We start from the raw sequence: 16747 nt of genomic DNA, 5'->3' as shown, positions 1-16747 counted from the left end.
CATCTGCCTCAAGTTTACGAAAACAAAGCGCGCACTCTAACCGCTGTGCTCCATTGGGCGCCAGCCATGGCGCGACATATCCACACGATTATTGTGCAGAGTGACGCCTTCTGCCCGCAGCCTGGCGCGCTGCTCGTCGCCTGAAGGCGTGCCCAGGGTCAGGCTCAGCCGACCGCCGGCACCCAGGACCCGGTGCCAGGGTAATTGGGTGTCAGGCGGCAGTTGGCTCAGGGTGCGCCCCACCCAGCGCGCCGCGCGCCCCAATCCCGCCAGTTCGGCCAGCTGGCCATAGCTGACCACCTTGCCCGCAGGCACCTGGCCGAGCACCAGGTAGAGCGCCATTCGTCGGGCCTGGGCGTTTTCCGTCGGATCGCCGGGAGGGGGATTCATTGCGGCCTCACGGGCTTCTGCGGGGAATTTGCCGCGTTGGTCGGGCAAATGGGAATTGAACTCATCGGCATGGGGTGGGTCAGTCCTTGCTCTACGGTCGTGTATCTGGATAATGCCCGACTTTTTTCGCGAACCAGAGTCCGTTGCTTGCTTATGTATTCTAGAGCCCTGTTGTGCCTTGCTGCCCTTGTCGTCTGCTCCCAGGCTGTCGCTGACACTGTCTGGATGAAGAACGGCGACCGGCTCAGCGGCAAGATCACCGTCTTCGATGGCGGCAAACTGCTGCTCAAGACCGAGTACGGTGGCTCGATCGCCCTGGACTGGAAACAGGTCAAGACCCTGGAAAGCGACCAGGAGCTGTTGGTCAAGCAGGATGCCTACACCGGCGAGAAAGCCAAGTCGCTCCACGCGGCCGACGAGGGCAAGGTGACCCTGGCCAACGGCGAGACGCCCAAGACCGTCGAGCTGGCCAGTATCCAGCAGATCATGAAGCCCAAGCCTGTGATCGAAGACCTGTCGTGGAAGGGCAATGTCGACCTGGCCATGGACTACAAGCGCGCCGAGTCCGACAGCGATGACTATGACATCGACTTCAAGACCACCGCCCGTCATGGCCGCTGGCGGCACCAGGCCGAAGGCGAATACAACCGCGAGAGCAAGGACGACGTCACCACCACCAACAACTGGAGCGCCGAATACGCGCTGGACCGCTTCATGACCGAGAAGTGGTTCTGGCAGGGTCGCCTGGAATACAAGCGTGACCACATTGAAGACCTGGCGCGCCAGCGCACCGTGGGTACCGGCCCGGGTTACCAGTTCTGGGATGACGAGCTGGGGGCCTTCTCCCTGGGCTCGCTGATCAACCGTACCGACTATGAATACGCCGACGGCGGCAAGGACAACTTCTACGCCCTGGCCATGAAGTGGGACTACAACCGCTACCTGATCGGCAAGCGGGTCGAGTTCTTCACCAACGGCGAGGTCGGCAAACCGCTGGATGGCGTTGCCAACTACGCGCTGGATGCCGAAGTCGGCCTGCGCTACAAGGTCACCGAGTGGGCCTCGCTCAACCTCAAGGCCGAGAAGGATGTCATCAGCGGCACCCGTGACAGTGACCTGGACAAGACCCGCTACACCGCAGGCTTTGGCGTCACCTGGTAAGTCTTGTGGCAACCGCCGTCGATAATGATTATTTTGTCGGCTGAGCATTCGGCCGCAGGGCACCTGCGGCCAGCCTTCAGCTAATCGTCGAGTCGGGAGTCACACAGTGAGCGCTAAAGTCGCACAACAGGCACGGGAGCTGCTGCTCAAGGAATACCGTGGGGTCCTGTCGACCCATTCCAAGTCGATGCCGGGCTTTCCGTTCGGCTCGGTAGTGCCGTACTGCCTCGATGCCGAAGGCAATCCGCTGATCCTGATCAGCCGTATCGCCCAGCACACCCACAACTTGCAGAAAGATCCCAAGTGCTCGCTGCTGGTCGGCGAGCGCGATGCCGAGGATGTGCAGGCCGTCGGTCGTCTGACCGTACTGGCCCAGGCGCACAAGCTCGAAGAGCCTGCGGCGGTCGAAGCGGCTGCCGAGCGCTACTACCGCTACTTCCCCGAATCGAGCAATTACCACAAGGCCCACGACTTCGACTTCTGGGTGCTTGCGCCTGTGCGTCACCGTTACATCGGCGGGTTTGGCGCGATTCACTGGGTCGATAACCTCTCCCTGGCAAACCCCTTTGCCGGCAAGGCCGAGCTGAGCATGATCGAGCATATGAACAGCGATCATGCCAACGCCATCGAACATTACGTCCAGCTCAGCGGCTTGCCGCAGACGGCTGCGGCGCAGATGGTCGGCATTGATGCCGAGGGCATGCACCTGCGCATTGGCCAGGCCGTGCACTGGCTGCCATTCGCTGCGCCTTGTAATACGCCGTTACAAGTGCGAGAAGCCCTGGTTTTTCTGGCGCGCGCCGATCAATGGCCGGCACGTGAAGCGACCGAGGCTTGAAATAGCGACTGCCCGCAACCATTAAAGGTGTACTGCAAGGTCATCTTGCGCAGAGGAACCCGTTGATGCGTGCTTTTCTATTGCTGTTTCTGATTTTTCCGGTGCTGGAGCTGTACGTGTTTTTCAAGGTCAGCACCGCGATCGGTTTCTTTCCGGCGCTGCTGTTGATCATCGCAGGCTCTGCCCTGGGTGTTCTGGTAGTGCGGGTGGCCGGTCTGGCTACGGCTTTGCGAGCCCGTGAAAGCCTGCAGCGTGGCGAGTTGCCCGCTGAAGACATGTTCCATGGCCTGATGCTGGCACTGGGTGGCGGCTTGCTGCTGTTGCCAGGCTTTATCAGTGACGTGATCGGTCTGGTCTGCCTGCTGCCGTTCACTCGCCGCCTGCTCGCGCGCAAGATGCGCGAGCGCGCCGAGGCCCAGGCCATGCGCCAGCGTGCGTTTGGCGACGATCCCTTCATGGGGCGCCCGGGCAACCCGGGTGGCCAGTCGCGTCAGCCGAATGTGATCGAAGGTGAGTATGAGCACCGCGATCCGCAAGACCCTCGCGACACCCGCAATCTTCGTGATCCACGGGATTTGTGAGCAAGGCAAGCGTTTGACCGGACGGCCCCGAAAGGGGCCGTTCTGCTTTACAGGGGCGGGCCGCTAAAAATTTTCATCAGCAAGCCTTGTAATTGCCCTTGGCGACCTCATGTATGGGTCACCGCAAGGTTTCTGGTGGCTCGCCCCAGACATTACATGTGTGGTTCGCCCCGCGAGCTACGAGCGGCTACGCCGCAAGCATCAACCCGCCGGTGTCGACACCGGCCGATGAAAACCACAATTAGGAGAGATCGACAATGAAGCTTCGTCCTCTGCATGACCGCGTCGTTATCCGTCGCAGCGAAGAAGAATCGAAAACCGCTGGCGGTATCGTTCTGCCAGGTTCGGCCGCTGAAAAACCTAACCGTGGCGAAGTCGTCGCTGTAGGTACCGGTCGCATCCTGGACAACGGTGAAGTGCGTGCGCTGGCCGTGAAAGTGGGTGACAAGGTGGTTTTCGGCCCTTACTCGGGCAGCAACACTGTGAAAGTTGACGGCGAAGACCTGCTGGTAATGGCTGAGAACGAAATTCTCGCTGTTATCGAAGGCTGATTCCGCTGGTTTCCCGTTACTCCAAAGTATTCAAGGATTAAACGATCATGGCTGCTAAAGACGTAAAATTCGGCGATTCCGCCCGTAAAAAAATGCTCGTTGGTGTCAACGTTCTGGCTGACGCTGTAAAAGCGACCCTGGGCCCAAAAGGCCGTAACGTTGTTCTGGCCAAGAGCTTCGGCGCTCCGACCATCACCAAAGACGGTGTTTCGGTTGCCAAAGAAATCGAACTCAAAGACGCCTTTGAAAACATGGGCGCCCAGCTGCTCAAAGACGTAGCCTCCAAGGCCAACGACGAAGCCGGTGACGGCACCACCACCGCAACCGTTCTGGCTCAGGCCATCGTCAGCGAAGGCCTGAAAGCCGTTGCTGCCGGCATGAACCCGATGGACCTCAAGCGTGGTATCGACAAGGCCACCATCGCCATCGTCAAAGAGCTGAAGTCCCTGTCCAAGCCATGCGCCGACTCCAAGGCCATCGCTCAGGTCGGTACCATCTCGGCCAACTCCGACAACTCCATCGGTGACATCATTGCCGAAGCCATGGAAAAAGTCGGTAAAGAAGGCGTGATCACCGTTGAAGAAGGCTCGGGCCTGGAAAACGAACTGTCGGTTGTAGAAGGCATGCAGTTCGACCGTGGCTACCTGTCCCCTTACTTCGTCAACAAGCCAGACACCATGGTCGCCGAGCTGGATGGCCCTCTGCTGCTGCTGGTTGACAAGAAGATCTCCAACATCCGCGAACTGCTGCCAGTTCTGGAAGCCGTTGCCAAGGCCGGCCGTCCTCTGCTGATCGTGGCTGAAGACGTTGAAGGCGAAGCGCTGGCGACCCTGGTTGTCAACAACATGCGCGGCATCGTCAAAGTTGCTGCGGTCAAGGCACCAGGCTTCGGCGACCGCCGCAAGGCCATGCTGCAGGACATCGCCGTCCTGACCGGCGGTACCGTGATCTCCGAAGAAATCGGCCTGAGCCTGGAGTCCGCTACCCTGGAGCACCTGGGCAACGCCAAGCGCGTCACCCTGTCCAAGGAAAACACCATCATCGTTGACGGTGCTGGCGTACAGGGCGACATCGAAGCACGCATCACCCAGATCCGTGCCCAGGTTGCCGAGACTTCGTCGGACTACGACCGTGAAAAACTGCAAGAGCGTCTGGCCAAGCTGGCTGGCGGTGTTGCCGTGATCAAGGTCGGTGCTGGCACCGAAGTTGAAATGAAAGAGAAGAAAGCCCGCGTTGAAGACGCCCTGCACGCTACCCGTGCAGCCGTTGAAGAAGGCGTGGTTCCTGGCGGTGGTGTTGCCCTGGTTCGTTCGCTGCAAGCGATCTCCGAACTCAAAGGCGACAACGAAGACCAGAACGTCGGTATCCAGCTGCTGCGTCGCGCTGTTGAAGCGCCGTTGCGCCAGATCGTTGCCAACGCTGGCGACGAGCCAAGCGTAGTGGTCGACAAGGTCAAACAAGGTTCGGGTAACTTCGGTTACAACGCTGCGACCGGCGAGTACGGCGACATGATCGAAATGGGTATCCTAGACCCTGCCAAGGTAACCCGTTCGGCCCTGCAAGCTGCTGCTTCGATCGGTGGTCTGATGATCACTACCGAAGCCATGGTTGCTGATGCGCCTCAGGAAGCTGCTGCTGGTGGCATGCCTGATATGGGCGGCATGGGTGGCATGGGCGGTATGGGCGGCATGATGTAAGCCAGCCTTACCCGCTTGAGAAAAAGCCCCGCTTAGTGCGGGGCTTTTTTTTGCCTGTACGGCGGGCTTGCACTGATTGCCGTGGGACCGGGCTTGCCCCGCGATCAATCGTTCAGACAACACCCGTTTTGCTGGCTGTACCGGCCTCTCGCGGGGCAAGCCCGCTCCTGCCCTGAGTGAGCTGGTCGCGGGCTGGCGCCAGCGGCGGCTCACTCCCGCCAATTGGACCGGTAGGAGCGGGCTTGCCCCGCGATGCGGTGTCTCAGGCAGTGGATGATGCAGCATCGGCTGCTTCGCGGGGCAAGCCCGCGCCTACAGGCTTGCGGTACAGCAGCCAGTGGTAACAGCCCAGGCTGATCAGCCAGCAGAACACCGCTGTCCAGACGTTGTGGGAGAAGAAATGCGCGCCTTGCAGCATTCGTCCCACTGAGAACACCGTGCCCAGGGCGAAGGCAAACAGCAGCGCTGCACGGGCCAGGCGGGGGCGGCGATCACGCAGCATGAAGAACAGGGCAAACAGGGTAAATCCGGTGGCGGCATGGCCACCGGGCCAGCAGCGTCCTGGTTTGTCGGTCGCCGGCCTGGGGCTGAGCAACTCGCTGTAGACTTCTTTGCCGCCAAATTCCTGCAGGCTCCAAGGGCACTGCACGGCAGTCACCGCCTTGATCGGGGTGACAAAACTGGTCGACAGCGCCATGGCCATTACCAGGTAGCCCAGCTCGCGACGCCAGCCTTGCAGGCGCTGCCAGAAGAAACTTGCCGCAAAGGCGGCAATGGCACCCAGCCCCAGGACGATGACCGCTTGTTTGGCGCGATCATGCAGGATGTCTTCGAGGAAGTAGCTGTGCCGTCCGATGAACTGCCCGGTGACCGGATCGAAAGCCAGTTTGGCCAGGTCCATGTCCAGTGACGTCAGTTCCAGCAGGATCAGGATCGCTGCCGTCAGCAGCGGTATACCCAGGGAAAACCACGGATTGAGCGGGCGAGAGGCGTGAGTGGCAGGCATGGCAGGTCCAGGCAGGTCGAAAAATCGGGTCCGGCCGGTAGCCCGTGCCGGGAAGCGGAGTGACACAACGACCGGCGATTGTGCGGCGATTGCTATGGTGTGTCCGTGAAGGCTGGGTGAAAAAAACGTTAACTGCCAATAAACCTGCTGCAGCCTAGCCGAGCGCTGTCGATGGCCGTAAGCTGCGCCTGCCAAGCAGGCAAAAGACCCGGACGGGAGAACCCTATGCGAATTCTACTGGTTGAAGACAACCGCGATATCCTAGCCAACCTGGCCGACTATCTGGGCCTCAAAGGCTATACGGTTGACTGTGCCCAGGATGGTCTGTCCGGGTTGCACCTGGCCGCTACCGAACACTACGACCTGATCGTGCTCGACATCATGCTCCCGGGCATTGACGGCTATACGCTGTGCAAACGCCTGCGCGAGGATGCCAGGCGCGACACTCCGGTAATCATGCTCACCGCCCGCGACCAGCTCGATGATCGCCTGCAGGGGTTTCGCTCCGGTGCCGATGATTACCTGTTGAAGCCCTTTGCCCTGTCGGAGCTGGCGGCACGCATCGAAGCGGTGCTGCGTCGGGCCCAGGGCGGTGGCCGGCGTACCTTGCAGGTCAGTGACCTGTGCTACGACCTCGACACCCTCGAAGTGACCCGCGACGGCAAGCTGCTCAAGCTCAACCCGGTCGGCTTGAAGCTGCTGGCGGTGCTGATGCAGAAAAGCCCCCATGTGTTACGCCGCGAGGTGCTTGAAGAGGCCCTCTGGGGCGATGATTGCCCCGACAGCGACAGCTTGCGCAGCCACGTCCACCAACTGCGCCAGGTCATCGACAAGCCCTTCGACAAACCCCTGCTGCATACCGTCCATGGCGTCGGTTATCGCCTGGCCGAGGGCCGCGATGGAGTTTAAACAAAGCCTCGCCCAGCGGATCATCATCGCTTTTGCGTTGATGAGCGCCCTGGTGGCCGGTGCATTTGCCTTCGGTATCGTTGCCACCGTTCACCTGGTCGAAGAGCGCTTGATCTCGGCGGTGCTGGGTGGCGATCTGCAGCGCCTGCTGCGCATGGACAGCGTCAGCGACTGGAGCCACCGGCCGCGCCCCGACCAGCTGTTCTACTACAGCGGCGGGCGAGACGAATTCGAGTTGCCCAAGGACCTGCGGCACCTGTCACCGGGTTTTCATGAAGTGTTTCGCGAGCAGTTGTCCTACCACGCCATGGTCGAGATCGTGGATGGGCGGCGCTATGTGTTGCTGCAGGACCAGAGCGATTTCGAGGAACGCGAGCGCGTGCTGTTCGCGGTCGTGGTGGTGGGCTTTGTGCTCAGCCTGGCGCTGGCGGTGTTCCTGGGCTGGGTGCTGGCACGCAAAGTCATGGCACCGGTTATTCGCCTGGCCCGCCAGGTTCGACATCGTGACCAGTTATTGGGCCTGGCGCCGCCCCTGGCGCCGGACTATGCGGCCGATGAGGTCGGGCAACTGGCCGTGGCCTTCGACGATACCCTGGGACGCCTGCGCGATGCCTTGACCCGTGAACGGCTGTTTACCAGTGACGTCAGCCATGAACTGCGCACCCCCCTGATGGTACTGGCCAGCTCGTGCGAGCTGTTGCTGGTCAACCCGAACATCGACCCGCGCGCGCGCTCGCAGGTCGAGCGCATTGCCAGGGCCACCGAAGAGATGCAGGAACTGGTGAAAACCTTCCTGATGCTGGCCAGGGCCCAGCGTGATGAGGGCGCGGTGGCGTCACAGGCGACGCTCAAGGAAGTGGCCGATGACCTGACCGGGGTCTGGCGCGACACCATCGAACAGAAAGGCCTGACACTGCTCTATGACGCCAAGGCGAGTTCTCCGACGCTCTATAACGCCACGTTCCTGCAAGCGGTAATGGGCAATCTGCTGCGTAATGCTGCGCACTACACCGACTATGGCTTTATTCGCCTGACCCTGGACCCCAAGGGATTCATGGTCGAGGACAGTGGCGTGGGCATCCCCGAGGAGCAGCGTGAGGCCATGTTCCGTCCCTTTGTTCGCGGCGATGAACGTCGGGGTGAAGGGCTTGGCCTGGGGTTGTCGCTGGTACAGCGGATCTGCGACGACCAGGGCTGGACGGTGACGCTGACAGGAACGGTGCCCCATGGCTGTCGCTTCCATGTCGACCTGACTCATGGCCGAGGCGGGGTACCGGCGTTCGAGTGAGGTCCGGCCGTTACAGTCATTCATTTCTTGTTACGTTTATTCAGGCTTGCAACGAATTTTTCACATTCGTATGACCTGGCGCCAACGCTTGCCCGCCTACTGTGGGCAAATTGGAGTCAGGAGATGCACAATGCGTAGTCCCATCAAGCTCGAATTTTCCGAAAAGTACGACCAGCAGCATGCCCAGGAATACTTCCTCAAGCACCAGGATGGCCTGGCGCGGCGCATGTCGCACAAACGAGATGAACAGCTGGCGCGTCGTGCATTGACCCTGGCGGGCGAACCCGGTCTGGTGCTTGACCTGCCGTGTGGCGCGGGTCGTTTCTGGCCGCTGCTGGCGGAAAAGCCCAATCGCGTGATCATCGGTGCCGACAACTCCGAGGCCATGCTGGAAACGGCAACCAAATCTCAACCCGCGCACATCGTTGAACGGGTACGTACTTTGCAAACATCTGCCTTTGCAATTGACCTGCCGGACAATTCAGTCGACAGCATCTTCTGCATGCGCCTGATGCACCACATCGGTGACGCTGCGCATCGCAAGACACTTCTCTCGGAATTTCAACGAGTTACCCGCGATAGCGTGATCCTGTCGCTGTGGGTGGACGGCAACTTCAAGGCCTGGCGCCGTAAAAAGCTGGAGCAGCGTCGTTACGCCGAAACCGGCGAGGGCAGTTACCAGAATCGTTTTGTGTTACCGGCGGCTACGGTCGAGGAAGAATTTGAAGCCGCTGGTTTCCGGATTCAGGAACGATTGGACTTTTTGCCGTTCTATGCCATGTGGCGAGTGTACGTATTGCGTAAGGGGTAGGGCATGGCGGTAGGGCGTTCAGAAACATTGACGGGCAATAGCCGGTTCGACCATTTCTGGCAGCAGCAGGGTGAGTGGGTAGAAGAACCCAACCAGCGCCGGGGTGGTGAAAGTGGTGTACAGCGGTTGAACGACGAAAGTGGGCAGTTGCTGTATTCCAAGCGTCAGATTGGGCACATCTACCGCAGTTTCCTGCACCCGTTCGGGCGGCCGACGGTGCTGCGCGAATACGATGCCATCAACAGCTTCGAGCAACTGGGTGTGCGGGTCCCCCACATTGTGTATTGCGGTGTGGAGCGTGACGCCGATCACCAGTGGCGGGCCCTGCTGGTCAGCAAGGCCCTGGATGGTTTTGAAGACAGCGACAGCTGGTACGAAAAGGGCGCACGCGAGCGTTATGGTGATGCGCTGCACGACAGCATGCTGCAGGACCTGGCCACCAATCTGGCCCGCATGCACCGAGGCCATTGGCAACATGGCTGCCTGTACGGCAAGCATGTGTTCATCAAGGTGATCGGCGAGGGTGATCAGGCCCGGGCAGAAGTGGCCCTGCTGGACCTTGAGAAGTGCCGACGGCGTATCAGCTGCCATCGTGCCGCTGCAAATGACCTGAAGCAATTGCGCCGCCATTCGTCATTCAATGACGCAGAGTGGCGCAAGCTGCTCTACTTTTACAACGTGGCGTTTGGCAGCGCTGTCAAAGGTTTAGAGCAATGAAACTAGAATTAGCTCGAGGTTTGTTTCTGGTGTTGGCACTGGCAGTGGCTACGGCTGCGGCAGCTGCCTGGGAAGAACCGGGCCCGCAGATTGTGAGCAAGGTCGACCCTGCGTCCCAGTGCCCGCTGCCCAGGGTGGTAAAGAACCAGTCCACCGCACAACCCGATCAGGACCTGTTGCTGTTCCTGTTCGGTATGAGTCAGGGTTTGCGTTCCCACTGATTCACTGAATGCTTGAGCACGGAAAGGCCTCGTCACTGACGAGGCCTTTTTGCATGTGCTTCAGGCGGTTTGCGTCTGCGCCTGGGGTACGTCAGCCCGGGCCAGCAGGGTATAGACGCAAGGCAGCACGAACAGGGTGAACAGCGTGCCCACCGACATGCCGGTGGCAATCACCGTACCGATATCAAAGCGGCTCACCGCCCCGGCACCGGTGGCCAGAATCAGCGGCACCATGCCAAAGACCATGGCTGCTGTGGTCATCAGCACCGGGCGCAAGCGGATCGCCGCTGCTTCTTCGACGGCTTCACGGGCGCTCAGGCCTTTTTGCTGGCGCAGCAGATTGGCGAACTCGACCACCAGAATGCCGTGCTTGCTGATCAGCCCGATCAGTGTCACCAGGCCCACCTGGGTGTAGATGTTCATGCTCGAGATGCCCAGGAACAGCGGAATCAGCGCGCCGCAGATCGAAAGCGGCACCGTTACCAGAATCACCAGTGGGTCACGGAAGCTCTCGAACTGGGCGGCCAGTACCAGGTAGATGATCGCCAGGGCCAGGCCGAAGGTGACCCACAGCGCACTGCCTTCCTGCACGAACTGGCGCGCCGCCCCGGCGTAGTCGAAGGTGTAGCCTGCCGGTGCTTCTTCACGGGCAATGCCATTCACGGTGTCCAGGGCTTCCCCCATGCTGACCATGGGAAAGCCCTGGATGATCGCCGAGTTCAATTGCTGGAACTGGTTGAGCTGGCGTGGCCGCGCGCGGTCACTGAGGGTGATCAGGGTCGAGAGCGGCAGCATCTGACCCTGCTGGTTCTTGACGTAGTAGTTGCTCAACCAGTCAGGGTTGTCGCGATAGGGCCGCTCGACCTGGGCAATGACCTTGTAGCTGCGCCCGTCGATGGTAAAGCGGTTGATCTCTGCCTCACCCAGCAGGGTTGCCAGCGTCCCCCCCAGGGCATCCATGGATACCCCCATCTGTGCAGCCTTGGCCCGATCGATATCGACCACCACTTCGGGTTTGTCGAAGGCCAGGTCGATGTCGAGGAAGGCGAACTTGCCCGACGCCTGGGCACGTTCCTTGACCCGTTCGGCCACTTCCAGCAACGACTCATAGTCATTGGCCGTGGTGATCACGAACTGAAAGGGCAAGCCTTCGCCCGTGCCCGGCAGCGAGGGCAGGTTGAACCCGAAGATCTGCAGGCCGGCAATGCCTTCGAGCTTGCTTTGCACCAGCGGCAGCAACTCCATCTGGGTGCGCTCGCGTTCGTTCCAGGGCTTGAGCAGGAAGCCGCCAATCCCCGATTGCACGCCGTTGAAACCGTTGATCTGGAACGAGGAGTAGTACTCGGGGAACGCCTTGAAGATGTCGATGAACTCGTCGGTGTAGGCGCTGAGGTAATCCAGGTTGGTGGGTTGCGGTGCCGTGGCCATCATGAAGATGACGCCTTGGTCTTCATCCGGTGCCAGCTCGTTCTTGGTGAACATCAGGAACACCGGAATCAGGCACAGCACGATCACCGCGAATACCAGCACCACCGGCCGGGTGTTCAGGGTGGCATGCAACAGTTTCTGGTAGCGCACCTTGAGCCCTTCAAACAGATTGTCCAGGCGATGGGCCAGGCCGCTGGGGTTCTGCTCGTGACGCAGCAGCATCGCGCACATCATCGGCGACAGGGTCAGGGCGACGATGCCGGAAATGATCACCGCACCGGCCAGGGTCAGGGCGAACTCCTTGAACAATGCCCCCGTGAGCCCCTCCAGAAAGCCGATAGGGGCGTAGACCGCTGCCAGGGTGATGGTCATCGACACCACTGGCATGGCGATCTCCCTGGCACCTTCCAGCGCCGCCTCGAAGGGCGTCTTGCCTTCTTCGATGTGGCGGTGGATGTTCTCCACCACCACGATGGCATCGTCCACCACCAGGCCGATGGCCAGCACCATCGCCAGCAAGGTCAGCAGGTTCAGCGAGTAGCCCATCAGTTGCATGAAGAACAGTACGCCGATCATCGACAACGGAATGGTGACCACCGGGATCAGCACCGAGCGCAAGGCGCCAAGGAACAGGAACACCACGACGATGACGATCAGCACCGCCTCGACCAGGGTCTTGACCACCTCGTCGATCGAAGCCTGAATGAACAGGGTGGCGTCGTAGGCGATGGAGGCTTTCAGATTGGGCGGCAGCTGGCTTTCCAGCTCGGGCATCAGCTTGCGCACCTCCTTGATCACATCCAGCGGGTTGGCGCCGGGCGTGGCCTTGATACCGATGTACACCGAGGGGGTGCCGTCGAACGAGCTCACCGTGTCGTAGTTTTCCGCGCCCATCTCCACCCGCGCTACGTCCCCGAGCAGCACCCGGCTGTCACCGCTGGTCTTGAGCGGGATATTGGCGAAGGCTTCGGCGGTCTTCAGCTCGGTGGTGGCGTTGATGCTGGTGACGATGTACTCACCCTTGACCTCGCCGGCGGCCGACAGGAAGTTGTAGCGGCGCACCGCGTCGGTCACTTCGTTGGCGCTCAGGCCGTAGCCGGCCAGTTTCACCGGGTCGATCCACAGGCGCATGGCAAACAGCTGGTTGCCGAGGATCTCCGCTTCGGCCATGCCGGGCAGGGTCGCGAGCTTGGGCTGGATCACCCGTGACAAGTAGTCGGTGATTTGCGGGTTGCTCATTTCGCCGCTGTAGAAGCTGATGTACATCAGTGCCGAGGCATCGGCGGCTTCCTTGCTCAGTACCGGGTCTTCGGCGTCCTGGGGCAGCTTGTTCTTCACCTCGTTGGCCTTGGCCAGCAGTTCGGTGAACAGCCGGTCACTGTCGGCGCCGATGCGCGCGTAGACCGAAATCACCGAGAAGTTCTGCCGGCTCACCGAGGTCATGTAGTCGATGCCTTCGGCGCTGGCCAGGCTTTGTTGCATGGGCTGGGTGATATAGCCCTGGATGGTCTCGGCGTTGGCGCCGGGGTAGGCGGTGGTCACTGTGATCAGCGCGTTTTCCATCTGCGGGTACTGGCGGATGGGCAGTTTGCTCCAGGCCTGGAAGCCCAGCAGCACGATCAGCAGGCTGACAACGCTGGCCAGCACCGGACGGCGGATGAATGGATCGGTAAAAGCCATGACGCCTCCTCGATCAGTTGGCGTGCGCCGAGTTGTTGGACGGTGCTTGCAGGGTCTTGTCCGGGCTGAGGGTGATCGACGCGCCCTGGGTCAGCTTCAACTGGCCGGCGGTCACCACCTGCTCCCCGGCCTTGAGGCCCTTGTGGATGACCACCAGGCCATCGCGGCGCTCACCGGTATCGACGAAGCGCCGCTCGGCGATCAGCTCGGGCTGGTCTTCGGCGTTTTTCTGTGGCTGGCCGTCTTCGGTCTTTTTCGGCACGGCTACGTACACCGAGTTGCCATAGAGGGTGTAGGTCACGGCGCTTTCGGGCACCACGATCTGCGGCCCGGGGTCGGGCAGCAGCACCTGCAGGCTACTGAACATGCCGGGTAACAGCTTGCCCTCGGGGTTGGCCAGGGTCGCGCGTACCTGCACGTTACGCGTGCTGTCCTCGACTTTGGGGTTGATCGCACTGATGGTGCCGGGGAAGGTCTGTTGCGGGTAGGCCGCGACGCTGACCAGCACTTGCTGGCCGATGCTCAGCCTGGGGACTGCCTGTTCGGCCACGAAGAAGTCCACGTACAGGCTGCTCAGGTCCTGCAGGGTCGCGATCACCGTACCGCTGGCCAGGTAGTCGCCGACATCCACCTGGCGGATGCCGATGGTGCCGCCGAAGGGGGCATTGATGCTTTTTTTCGCCAGGGCCGCCTTGAGCTGGTCGACCACCGCCTTGCTGCGCTTGTACTGGGCATTGAGTCGGTCGTACTCGCCGCGGGAAATTGCCTGGCTTCCCACCAGCTGGCTGCCGCGATTGAAGTCCACCTGGGCCAGGCCAAGATCTGCCAGGGCGGTGCCGAGCAGAGCCGTTTCCACGTCGCTGTCCAGTTGCAGCAAGGGCTGGCCCTTGCTCACTTTCTGCCCGGACTCGAACTGCAGGGTCTTGACCGTGCCGGCGATCTCCAGGCTCAGGTCGACCCCTTGCAGGGCGGTGAGGCTGCCCACCGCGGGCAGGCGGTTTTGCCACATGCGCTCAGTCGACTCGGTCGCCGCCACACTGATCGGTGGCTTGGGGGCCGAGAACATCTGGACCTGCTGATAAATGGAGAACGCCTTGTAGCCCCCCAGGATCAGCACGAGCAGCAGAACAACACCCAACATGATCAGCATGCGGCGGCGCAGCATAGTCCAGTTCCTTGGATACGATTTATTGTTCGATGGCACGACTGCGGGGCGTTCCTGCCCACGTGCGATGTAGCGATATTACGCGTTTGACCGGGTTTGGGAACTTTCTGTTCCCGGGTTGTTTCAGGCCAGGTGCAGGTGGTTGTCCCACAGCCCGGAAGGCAGTTGCAGGGGGTGGCCGATCAGTTCGGCCTTGCGGCAGTCGTACAGCCGGCAGCGACCTTGGCCGGACGTGACGACAAAACCGTCGGCTACCGCGCCGACGCCGGCGCAGTCGGGCATCGGTGCATCCAGGCGCACCTGTGCGGTGTCCAGGTCCCAGATGAACAGGCGATTGGCCCGTGGTGCGGTCAAGGCGACCAGGCGCAGCTCGTTGTGGATGGCCACGCTGGCGGTGTAGTTGGCCATCGACTGAAGCTGATGCTCCGGCACGTCAAACGCCTGGAATGCTTGCCCCGGACGCTTGATCGCCAACAGCTCGGCGGTTTCATCGCCGCTGCCCATGAACTGCTGGCCGGCGACGATGGTGCCGTCGCTGGCAATGGCCAGGTGGCGCACGCTGTTCATCTGCTGGGGCAGTACTTCTTTGCTCAGCAGGGTGCCATCGCGTTGCATCAGCACCAGGCTTGGCTCCATGGCGTCGAGGTTCATCTCCACCCGGCTTTCGGCCTCGGTGCGAATGCCGCCGTTGGCGACCACCAGGGTTTCGCCATCGGGCATCCATGACACCTGATGCGGGCCGATACCGTGGGTCGAAATCTCGCCGGTATGGCTGAGGCGCTCGCCGTCAAAACGGTAGACACCGAGTACGCCACGACCGGGATCGGTGGTGTCGTTCTCGGTGGCATACAGCCATTCGCCGCCCTTGTGGATGACCGCGTGGCCATAGAAATGCCGGTTCGGCTGCGAGGTGATGGTCTGCAGCAGACGGCCATCGCGCAGGTCGATCAGGTAACTCTCGGTGCCGGGGCGCCGGGCCACGAACAGGGCAATCGGCTGCTCGGGGTGGTTGATGATGTCGTGGCAACGCTGGCCCACCTGGGTGGCGAACACCTGGGTGCCATCCAGGCGATAGCCGACGGCGTAGTGCTTGCCGTCGCCGTCATCGCGGGCCGAGAGCAGCAGCGGGCCGCTGTCTTTGCCGCGAAACAGGGTCCAGCCGCCCAGGGTGAGGGCGCTGAGCAGAACGCTACCGAGTTTGAGAGCCTGGCGTCGCAACATGATCAGTCACCGTCGTTGGCATTGAAGCCCAGCTGAATATTCAACGCTTTGGCCAGCTCGCCCTCGTGCAGGCGGTGGATGACGTTGAGGCTGTCGTAGATTGCATTGAGCTGCTGGCGGCCGGCTTCGTCATCGAGCAGCTCACCCAGTGGCTTCTGATTGTCGGCCAGCAGTTTCAGGGCGCTGGCATAGGCGGCATCGATCTTGTCGGCCAGGGCTTTCTGGTCTTTGCCCAGCAGGCCACGCAGGCCCTGGTTGTCGACACCGACCCAGACGGTCTCTGCGGCTTTCAGGCTGGCTTCCAGGCTCTTGAGCGAGGAATGGCTGCGCCAGGCTTCGGCCTGCAGCGGCTGCGGGATGCCCTTGCTCAAGCGGCCCATGGGCGCGCCGAGCTTTTTCTTCAGGGTATCCAGGGCGGTGACCTGGGCGCGCAGCAGATCGGCGATCGCTTCGTGAGAGTCGGCATAGCGCTGGTTGGGGAACTTGGTCATCTGCGCCAGCATGCCGTCGGTGTTGTTCCAGCCTTTGAGGATCTCTTCGGCCAGGGCCTTCTGATGCTCACCGATGGCGACCAGCAGCGGGCAGTAGCGGGCTTTCTGCTCGGCGTTGGCCGCATCTGGCTTGCTGTCGAACAGGATGTATTCGTAGGCGGAGAGGCCACGCACCACGACGCTGGACTTGGCCAGGGAGGCGGCATCGACCGGCTTGTCGCCATTGACCAGTTGCTCGACCTGACGACCCACCAGGTTCTTTTTGTCTGGCCAGAACTGTACCTGCCAGGCGCGGTTGCCTTCGGCCAGCGGGCCGATCAACAGCGGTTGCAGTTCCGCCCAGGCTTTTTGCGCGTGGAGGAAGTCGGCACGGGCGGTGGCCAGGTCGGCCTTGCCTTCACAGAATGCCAGGGCGCTGACGGCCAGCTGGCGGTCGGCTTCGACCCAGCGGCTGTAGGTCGGCAGGATCACCTGCTTGGCGATGGCGGCCGAAGTTACCGCTTGCGGGTCCTGCGGCGAGCACGCACCCAGGGCAAGGGCGGCGAGGCTTGTGAACAACAGTTTGGGTCGGAACATGCCCGGCTCCTTTGGC

16 protein-coding genes are annotated in these 16747 nt (G+C 61.4%); 10 read left to right on the top strand and 6 right to left on the bottom strand.

Features of this window, described 5'->3' with window-relative positions:
* Positions 1-36: 36 nt before the first annotated feature.
* Positions 37-390, bottom strand: coding sequence for an MGMT family protein (locus U9R80_RS22600; RefSeq protein WP_301840285.1), 354 nt, complete (start codon positions 388-390; stop codon positions 37-39).
* A gap of 153 nt (positions 391-543) precedes the next feature.
* Here U9R80_RS22600 and U9R80_RS22595 point away from each other — a divergent pair, with 153 nt between their 5' ends.
* From U9R80_RS22595 to groL, 5 genes are all read left to right on the top strand, one after another.
* Complete coding sequence (locus U9R80_RS22595) at positions 544-1551, top strand: DUF481 domain-containing protein (RefSeq protein ID WP_301840286.1); 1008 nt, start codon at positions 544-546, stop codon at positions 1549-1551.
* A gap of 106 nt (positions 1552-1657) precedes the next feature.
* A complete protein-coding gene (locus U9R80_RS22590; protein WP_301840287.1) occupies positions 1658-2389 on the top strand; it encodes a HugZ family pyridoxamine 5'-phosphate oxidase in 732 nt (243 codons plus the stop codon).
* Positions 2390-2454: 65 nt separating this feature from the next.
* Positions 2455-2970: an FxsA family protein gene (locus U9R80_RS22585; protein WP_301840288.1), complete on the top strand. Its 516-nt coding sequence runs from the start codon at positions 2455-2457 to the stop codon at positions 2968-2970.
* Between the two features lie 257 nt (positions 2971-3227).
* Complete coding sequence (locus U9R80_RS22580; RefSeq protein ID WP_003260750.1) at positions 3228-3521, top strand: co-chaperone GroES; 294 nt, start codon at positions 3228-3230, stop codon at positions 3519-3521.
* A 47-nt stretch (positions 3522-3568) separates the two neighbouring features.
* A complete protein-coding gene (gene groL, locus U9R80_RS22575) occupies positions 3569-5218 on the top strand; it encodes a chaperonin GroEL (protein WP_274115068.1) in 1650 nt (549 codons plus the stop codon).
* A gap of 262 nt (positions 5219-5480) precedes the next feature.
* On the opposite strand, the gene U9R80_RS22570 is transcribed toward groL, so the two are convergent.
* Positions 5481-6224, bottom strand: a complete 744-nt coding sequence (locus U9R80_RS22570) for a phosphatase PAP2 family protein (protein WP_301840289.1) — start codon at positions 6222-6224, stop codon at positions 5481-5483.
* A 225-nt stretch (positions 6225-6449) separates the two neighbouring features.
* On the opposite strand from U9R80_RS22570, the gene colR reads away from it, so the two are divergent.
* From colR to U9R80_RS22545, 5 genes are all read left to right on the top strand, one after another.
* Positions 6450-7133: a two-component system response regulator ColR gene (gene colR, locus U9R80_RS22565; RefSeq protein WP_301840292.1), complete on the top strand. Its 684-nt coding sequence runs from the start codon at positions 6450-6452 to the stop codon at positions 7131-7133.
* Positions 7123-8421, top strand: a complete 1299-nt coding sequence (locus U9R80_RS22560) for a sensor histidine kinase (RefSeq protein ID WP_301840293.1) — start codon at positions 7123-7125, stop codon at positions 8419-8421. The genes colR and U9R80_RS22560 overlap by 11 nt, the downstream gene beginning before the upstream one ends.
* Positions 8422-8551: 130 nt before the next feature.
* Complete coding sequence (locus U9R80_RS22555) at positions 8552-9232, top strand: class I SAM-dependent methyltransferase (protein WP_301840294.1); 681 nt, start codon at positions 8552-8554, stop codon at positions 9230-9232.
* Positions 9233-9235: 3 nt separating this feature from the next.
* A complete protein-coding gene (locus U9R80_RS22550) occupies positions 9236-9949 on the top strand; it encodes a lipopolysaccharide kinase InaA family protein (protein WP_301840296.1) in 714 nt (237 codons plus the stop codon).
* Positions 9946-10170: a hypothetical protein gene (locus U9R80_RS22545; protein WP_301840298.1), complete on the top strand. Its 225-nt coding sequence runs from the start codon at positions 9946-9948 to the stop codon at positions 10168-10170. Before U9R80_RS22550 ends, U9R80_RS22545 begins: the two co-directional genes overlap by 4 nt.
* A gap of 60 nt (positions 10171-10230) precedes the next feature.
* Here U9R80_RS22545 and U9R80_RS22540 read toward each other — a convergent pair whose 3' ends face one another.
* The 4 genes from U9R80_RS22540 to U9R80_RS22525 form a co-directional block, all read right to left on the bottom strand.
* Positions 10231-13278 (bottom strand): multidrug efflux RND transporter permease subunit, encoded by a 3048-nt coding sequence (locus U9R80_RS22540; RefSeq protein WP_301840299.1) that lies wholly within the window; start codon positions 13276-13278, stop codon positions 10231-10233.
* Positions 13279-13291: 13 nt separating this feature from the next.
* Positions 13292-14443, bottom strand: coding sequence for an efflux RND transporter periplasmic adaptor subunit (locus U9R80_RS22535; RefSeq protein ID WP_301840300.1), 1152 nt, complete (start codon positions 14441-14443; stop codon positions 13292-13294).
* 123 nt (positions 14444-14566) lie between these two features.
* Positions 14567-15664, bottom strand: coding sequence for a DUF1513 domain-containing protein (locus U9R80_RS22530; protein WP_301840301.1), 1098 nt, complete (start codon positions 15662-15664; stop codon positions 14567-14569).
* Between the two features lie 2 nt (positions 15665-15666).
* Positions 15667-16731: an imelysin family protein gene (locus tag U9R80_RS22525; protein ID WP_301840302.1), complete on the bottom strand. Its 1065-nt coding sequence runs from the start codon at positions 16729-16731 to the stop codon at positions 15667-15669.
* Positions 16732-16747 lie beyond the last annotated feature (16 nt).

Source organism: Pseudomonas sp. JQ170C (genome assembly GCF_035581345.1).
Classification (GTDB): Bacteria; Pseudomonadota; Gammaproteobacteria; order Pseudomonadales; family Pseudomonadaceae; genus Aquipseudomonas.
The sequence above is the reverse complement of the archived record's forward strand: the minus strand, read 5'-3'. Positions and strand labels throughout refer to the sequence as shown.

Bases quoted from the DNA above. Each gene is read 5' to 3' on its own strand.
- U9R80_RS22600 (WP_301840285.1), bottom strand. From the start codon at position 390: ATGAATCCCCCTCCCGGCGATCCGACGGAAAACGCCCAGGCCCGACGA.
- U9R80_RS22595 (WP_301840286.1), top strand. From the start codon at position 544: ATGTATTCTAGAGCCCTGTTGTGCCTTGCTGCCCTTGTCGTCTGCTCC.
- U9R80_RS22585 (WP_301840288.1), top strand. From the start codon at position 2,455: ATGCGTGCTTTTCTATTGCTGTTTCTGATTTTTCCGGTGCTGGAGCTG.
- U9R80_RS22580 (WP_003260750.1), top strand. From the start codon at position 3,228: ATGAAGCTTCGTCCTCTGCATGACCGCGTCGTTATCCGTCGCAGCGAA.
- groL (WP_274115068.1), top strand. From the start codon at position 3,569: ATGGCTGCTAAAGACGTAAAATTCGGCGATTCCGCCCGTAAAAAAATG.
- U9R80_RS22570 (WP_301840289.1), bottom strand. From the start codon at position 6,224: ATGCCTGCCACTCACGCCTCTCGCCCGCTCAATCCGTGGTTTTCCCTG.
- colR (WP_301840292.1), top strand. From the start codon at position 6,450: ATGCGAATTCTACTGGTTGAAGACAACCGCGATATCCTAGCCAACCTG.
- U9R80_RS22560 (WP_301840293.1), top strand. From the start codon at position 7,123: ATGGAGTTTAAACAAAGCCTCGCCCAGCGGATCATCATCGCTTTTGCG.
- U9R80_RS22555 (WP_301840294.1), top strand. From the start codon at position 8,552: ATGCGTAGTCCCATCAAGCTCGAATTTTCCGAAAAGTACGACCAGCAG.
- U9R80_RS22550 (WP_301840296.1), top strand. From the start codon at position 9,236: ATGGCGGTAGGGCGTTCAGAAACATTGACGGGCAATAGCCGGTTCGAC.
- U9R80_RS22545 (WP_301840298.1), top strand. From the start codon at position 9,946: ATGAAACTAGAATTAGCTCGAGGTTTGTTTCTGGTGTTGGCACTGGCA.
- U9R80_RS22540 (WP_301840299.1), bottom strand. From the start codon at position 13,278: ATGGCTTTTACCGATCCATTCATCCGCCGTCCGGTGCTGGCCAGCGTT.
- U9R80_RS22535 (WP_301840300.1), bottom strand. From the start codon at position 14,443: ATGCTGCGCCGCCGCATGCTGATCATGTTGGGTGTTGTTCTGCTGCTC.
- U9R80_RS22530 (WP_301840301.1), bottom strand. From the start codon at position 15,664: ATGTTGCGACGCCAGGCTCTCAAACTCGGTAGCGTTCTGCTCAGCGCC.
- U9R80_RS22525 (WP_301840302.1), bottom strand. From the start codon at position 16,731: ATGTTCCGACCCAAACTGTTGTTCACAAGCCTCGCCGCCCTTGCCCTG.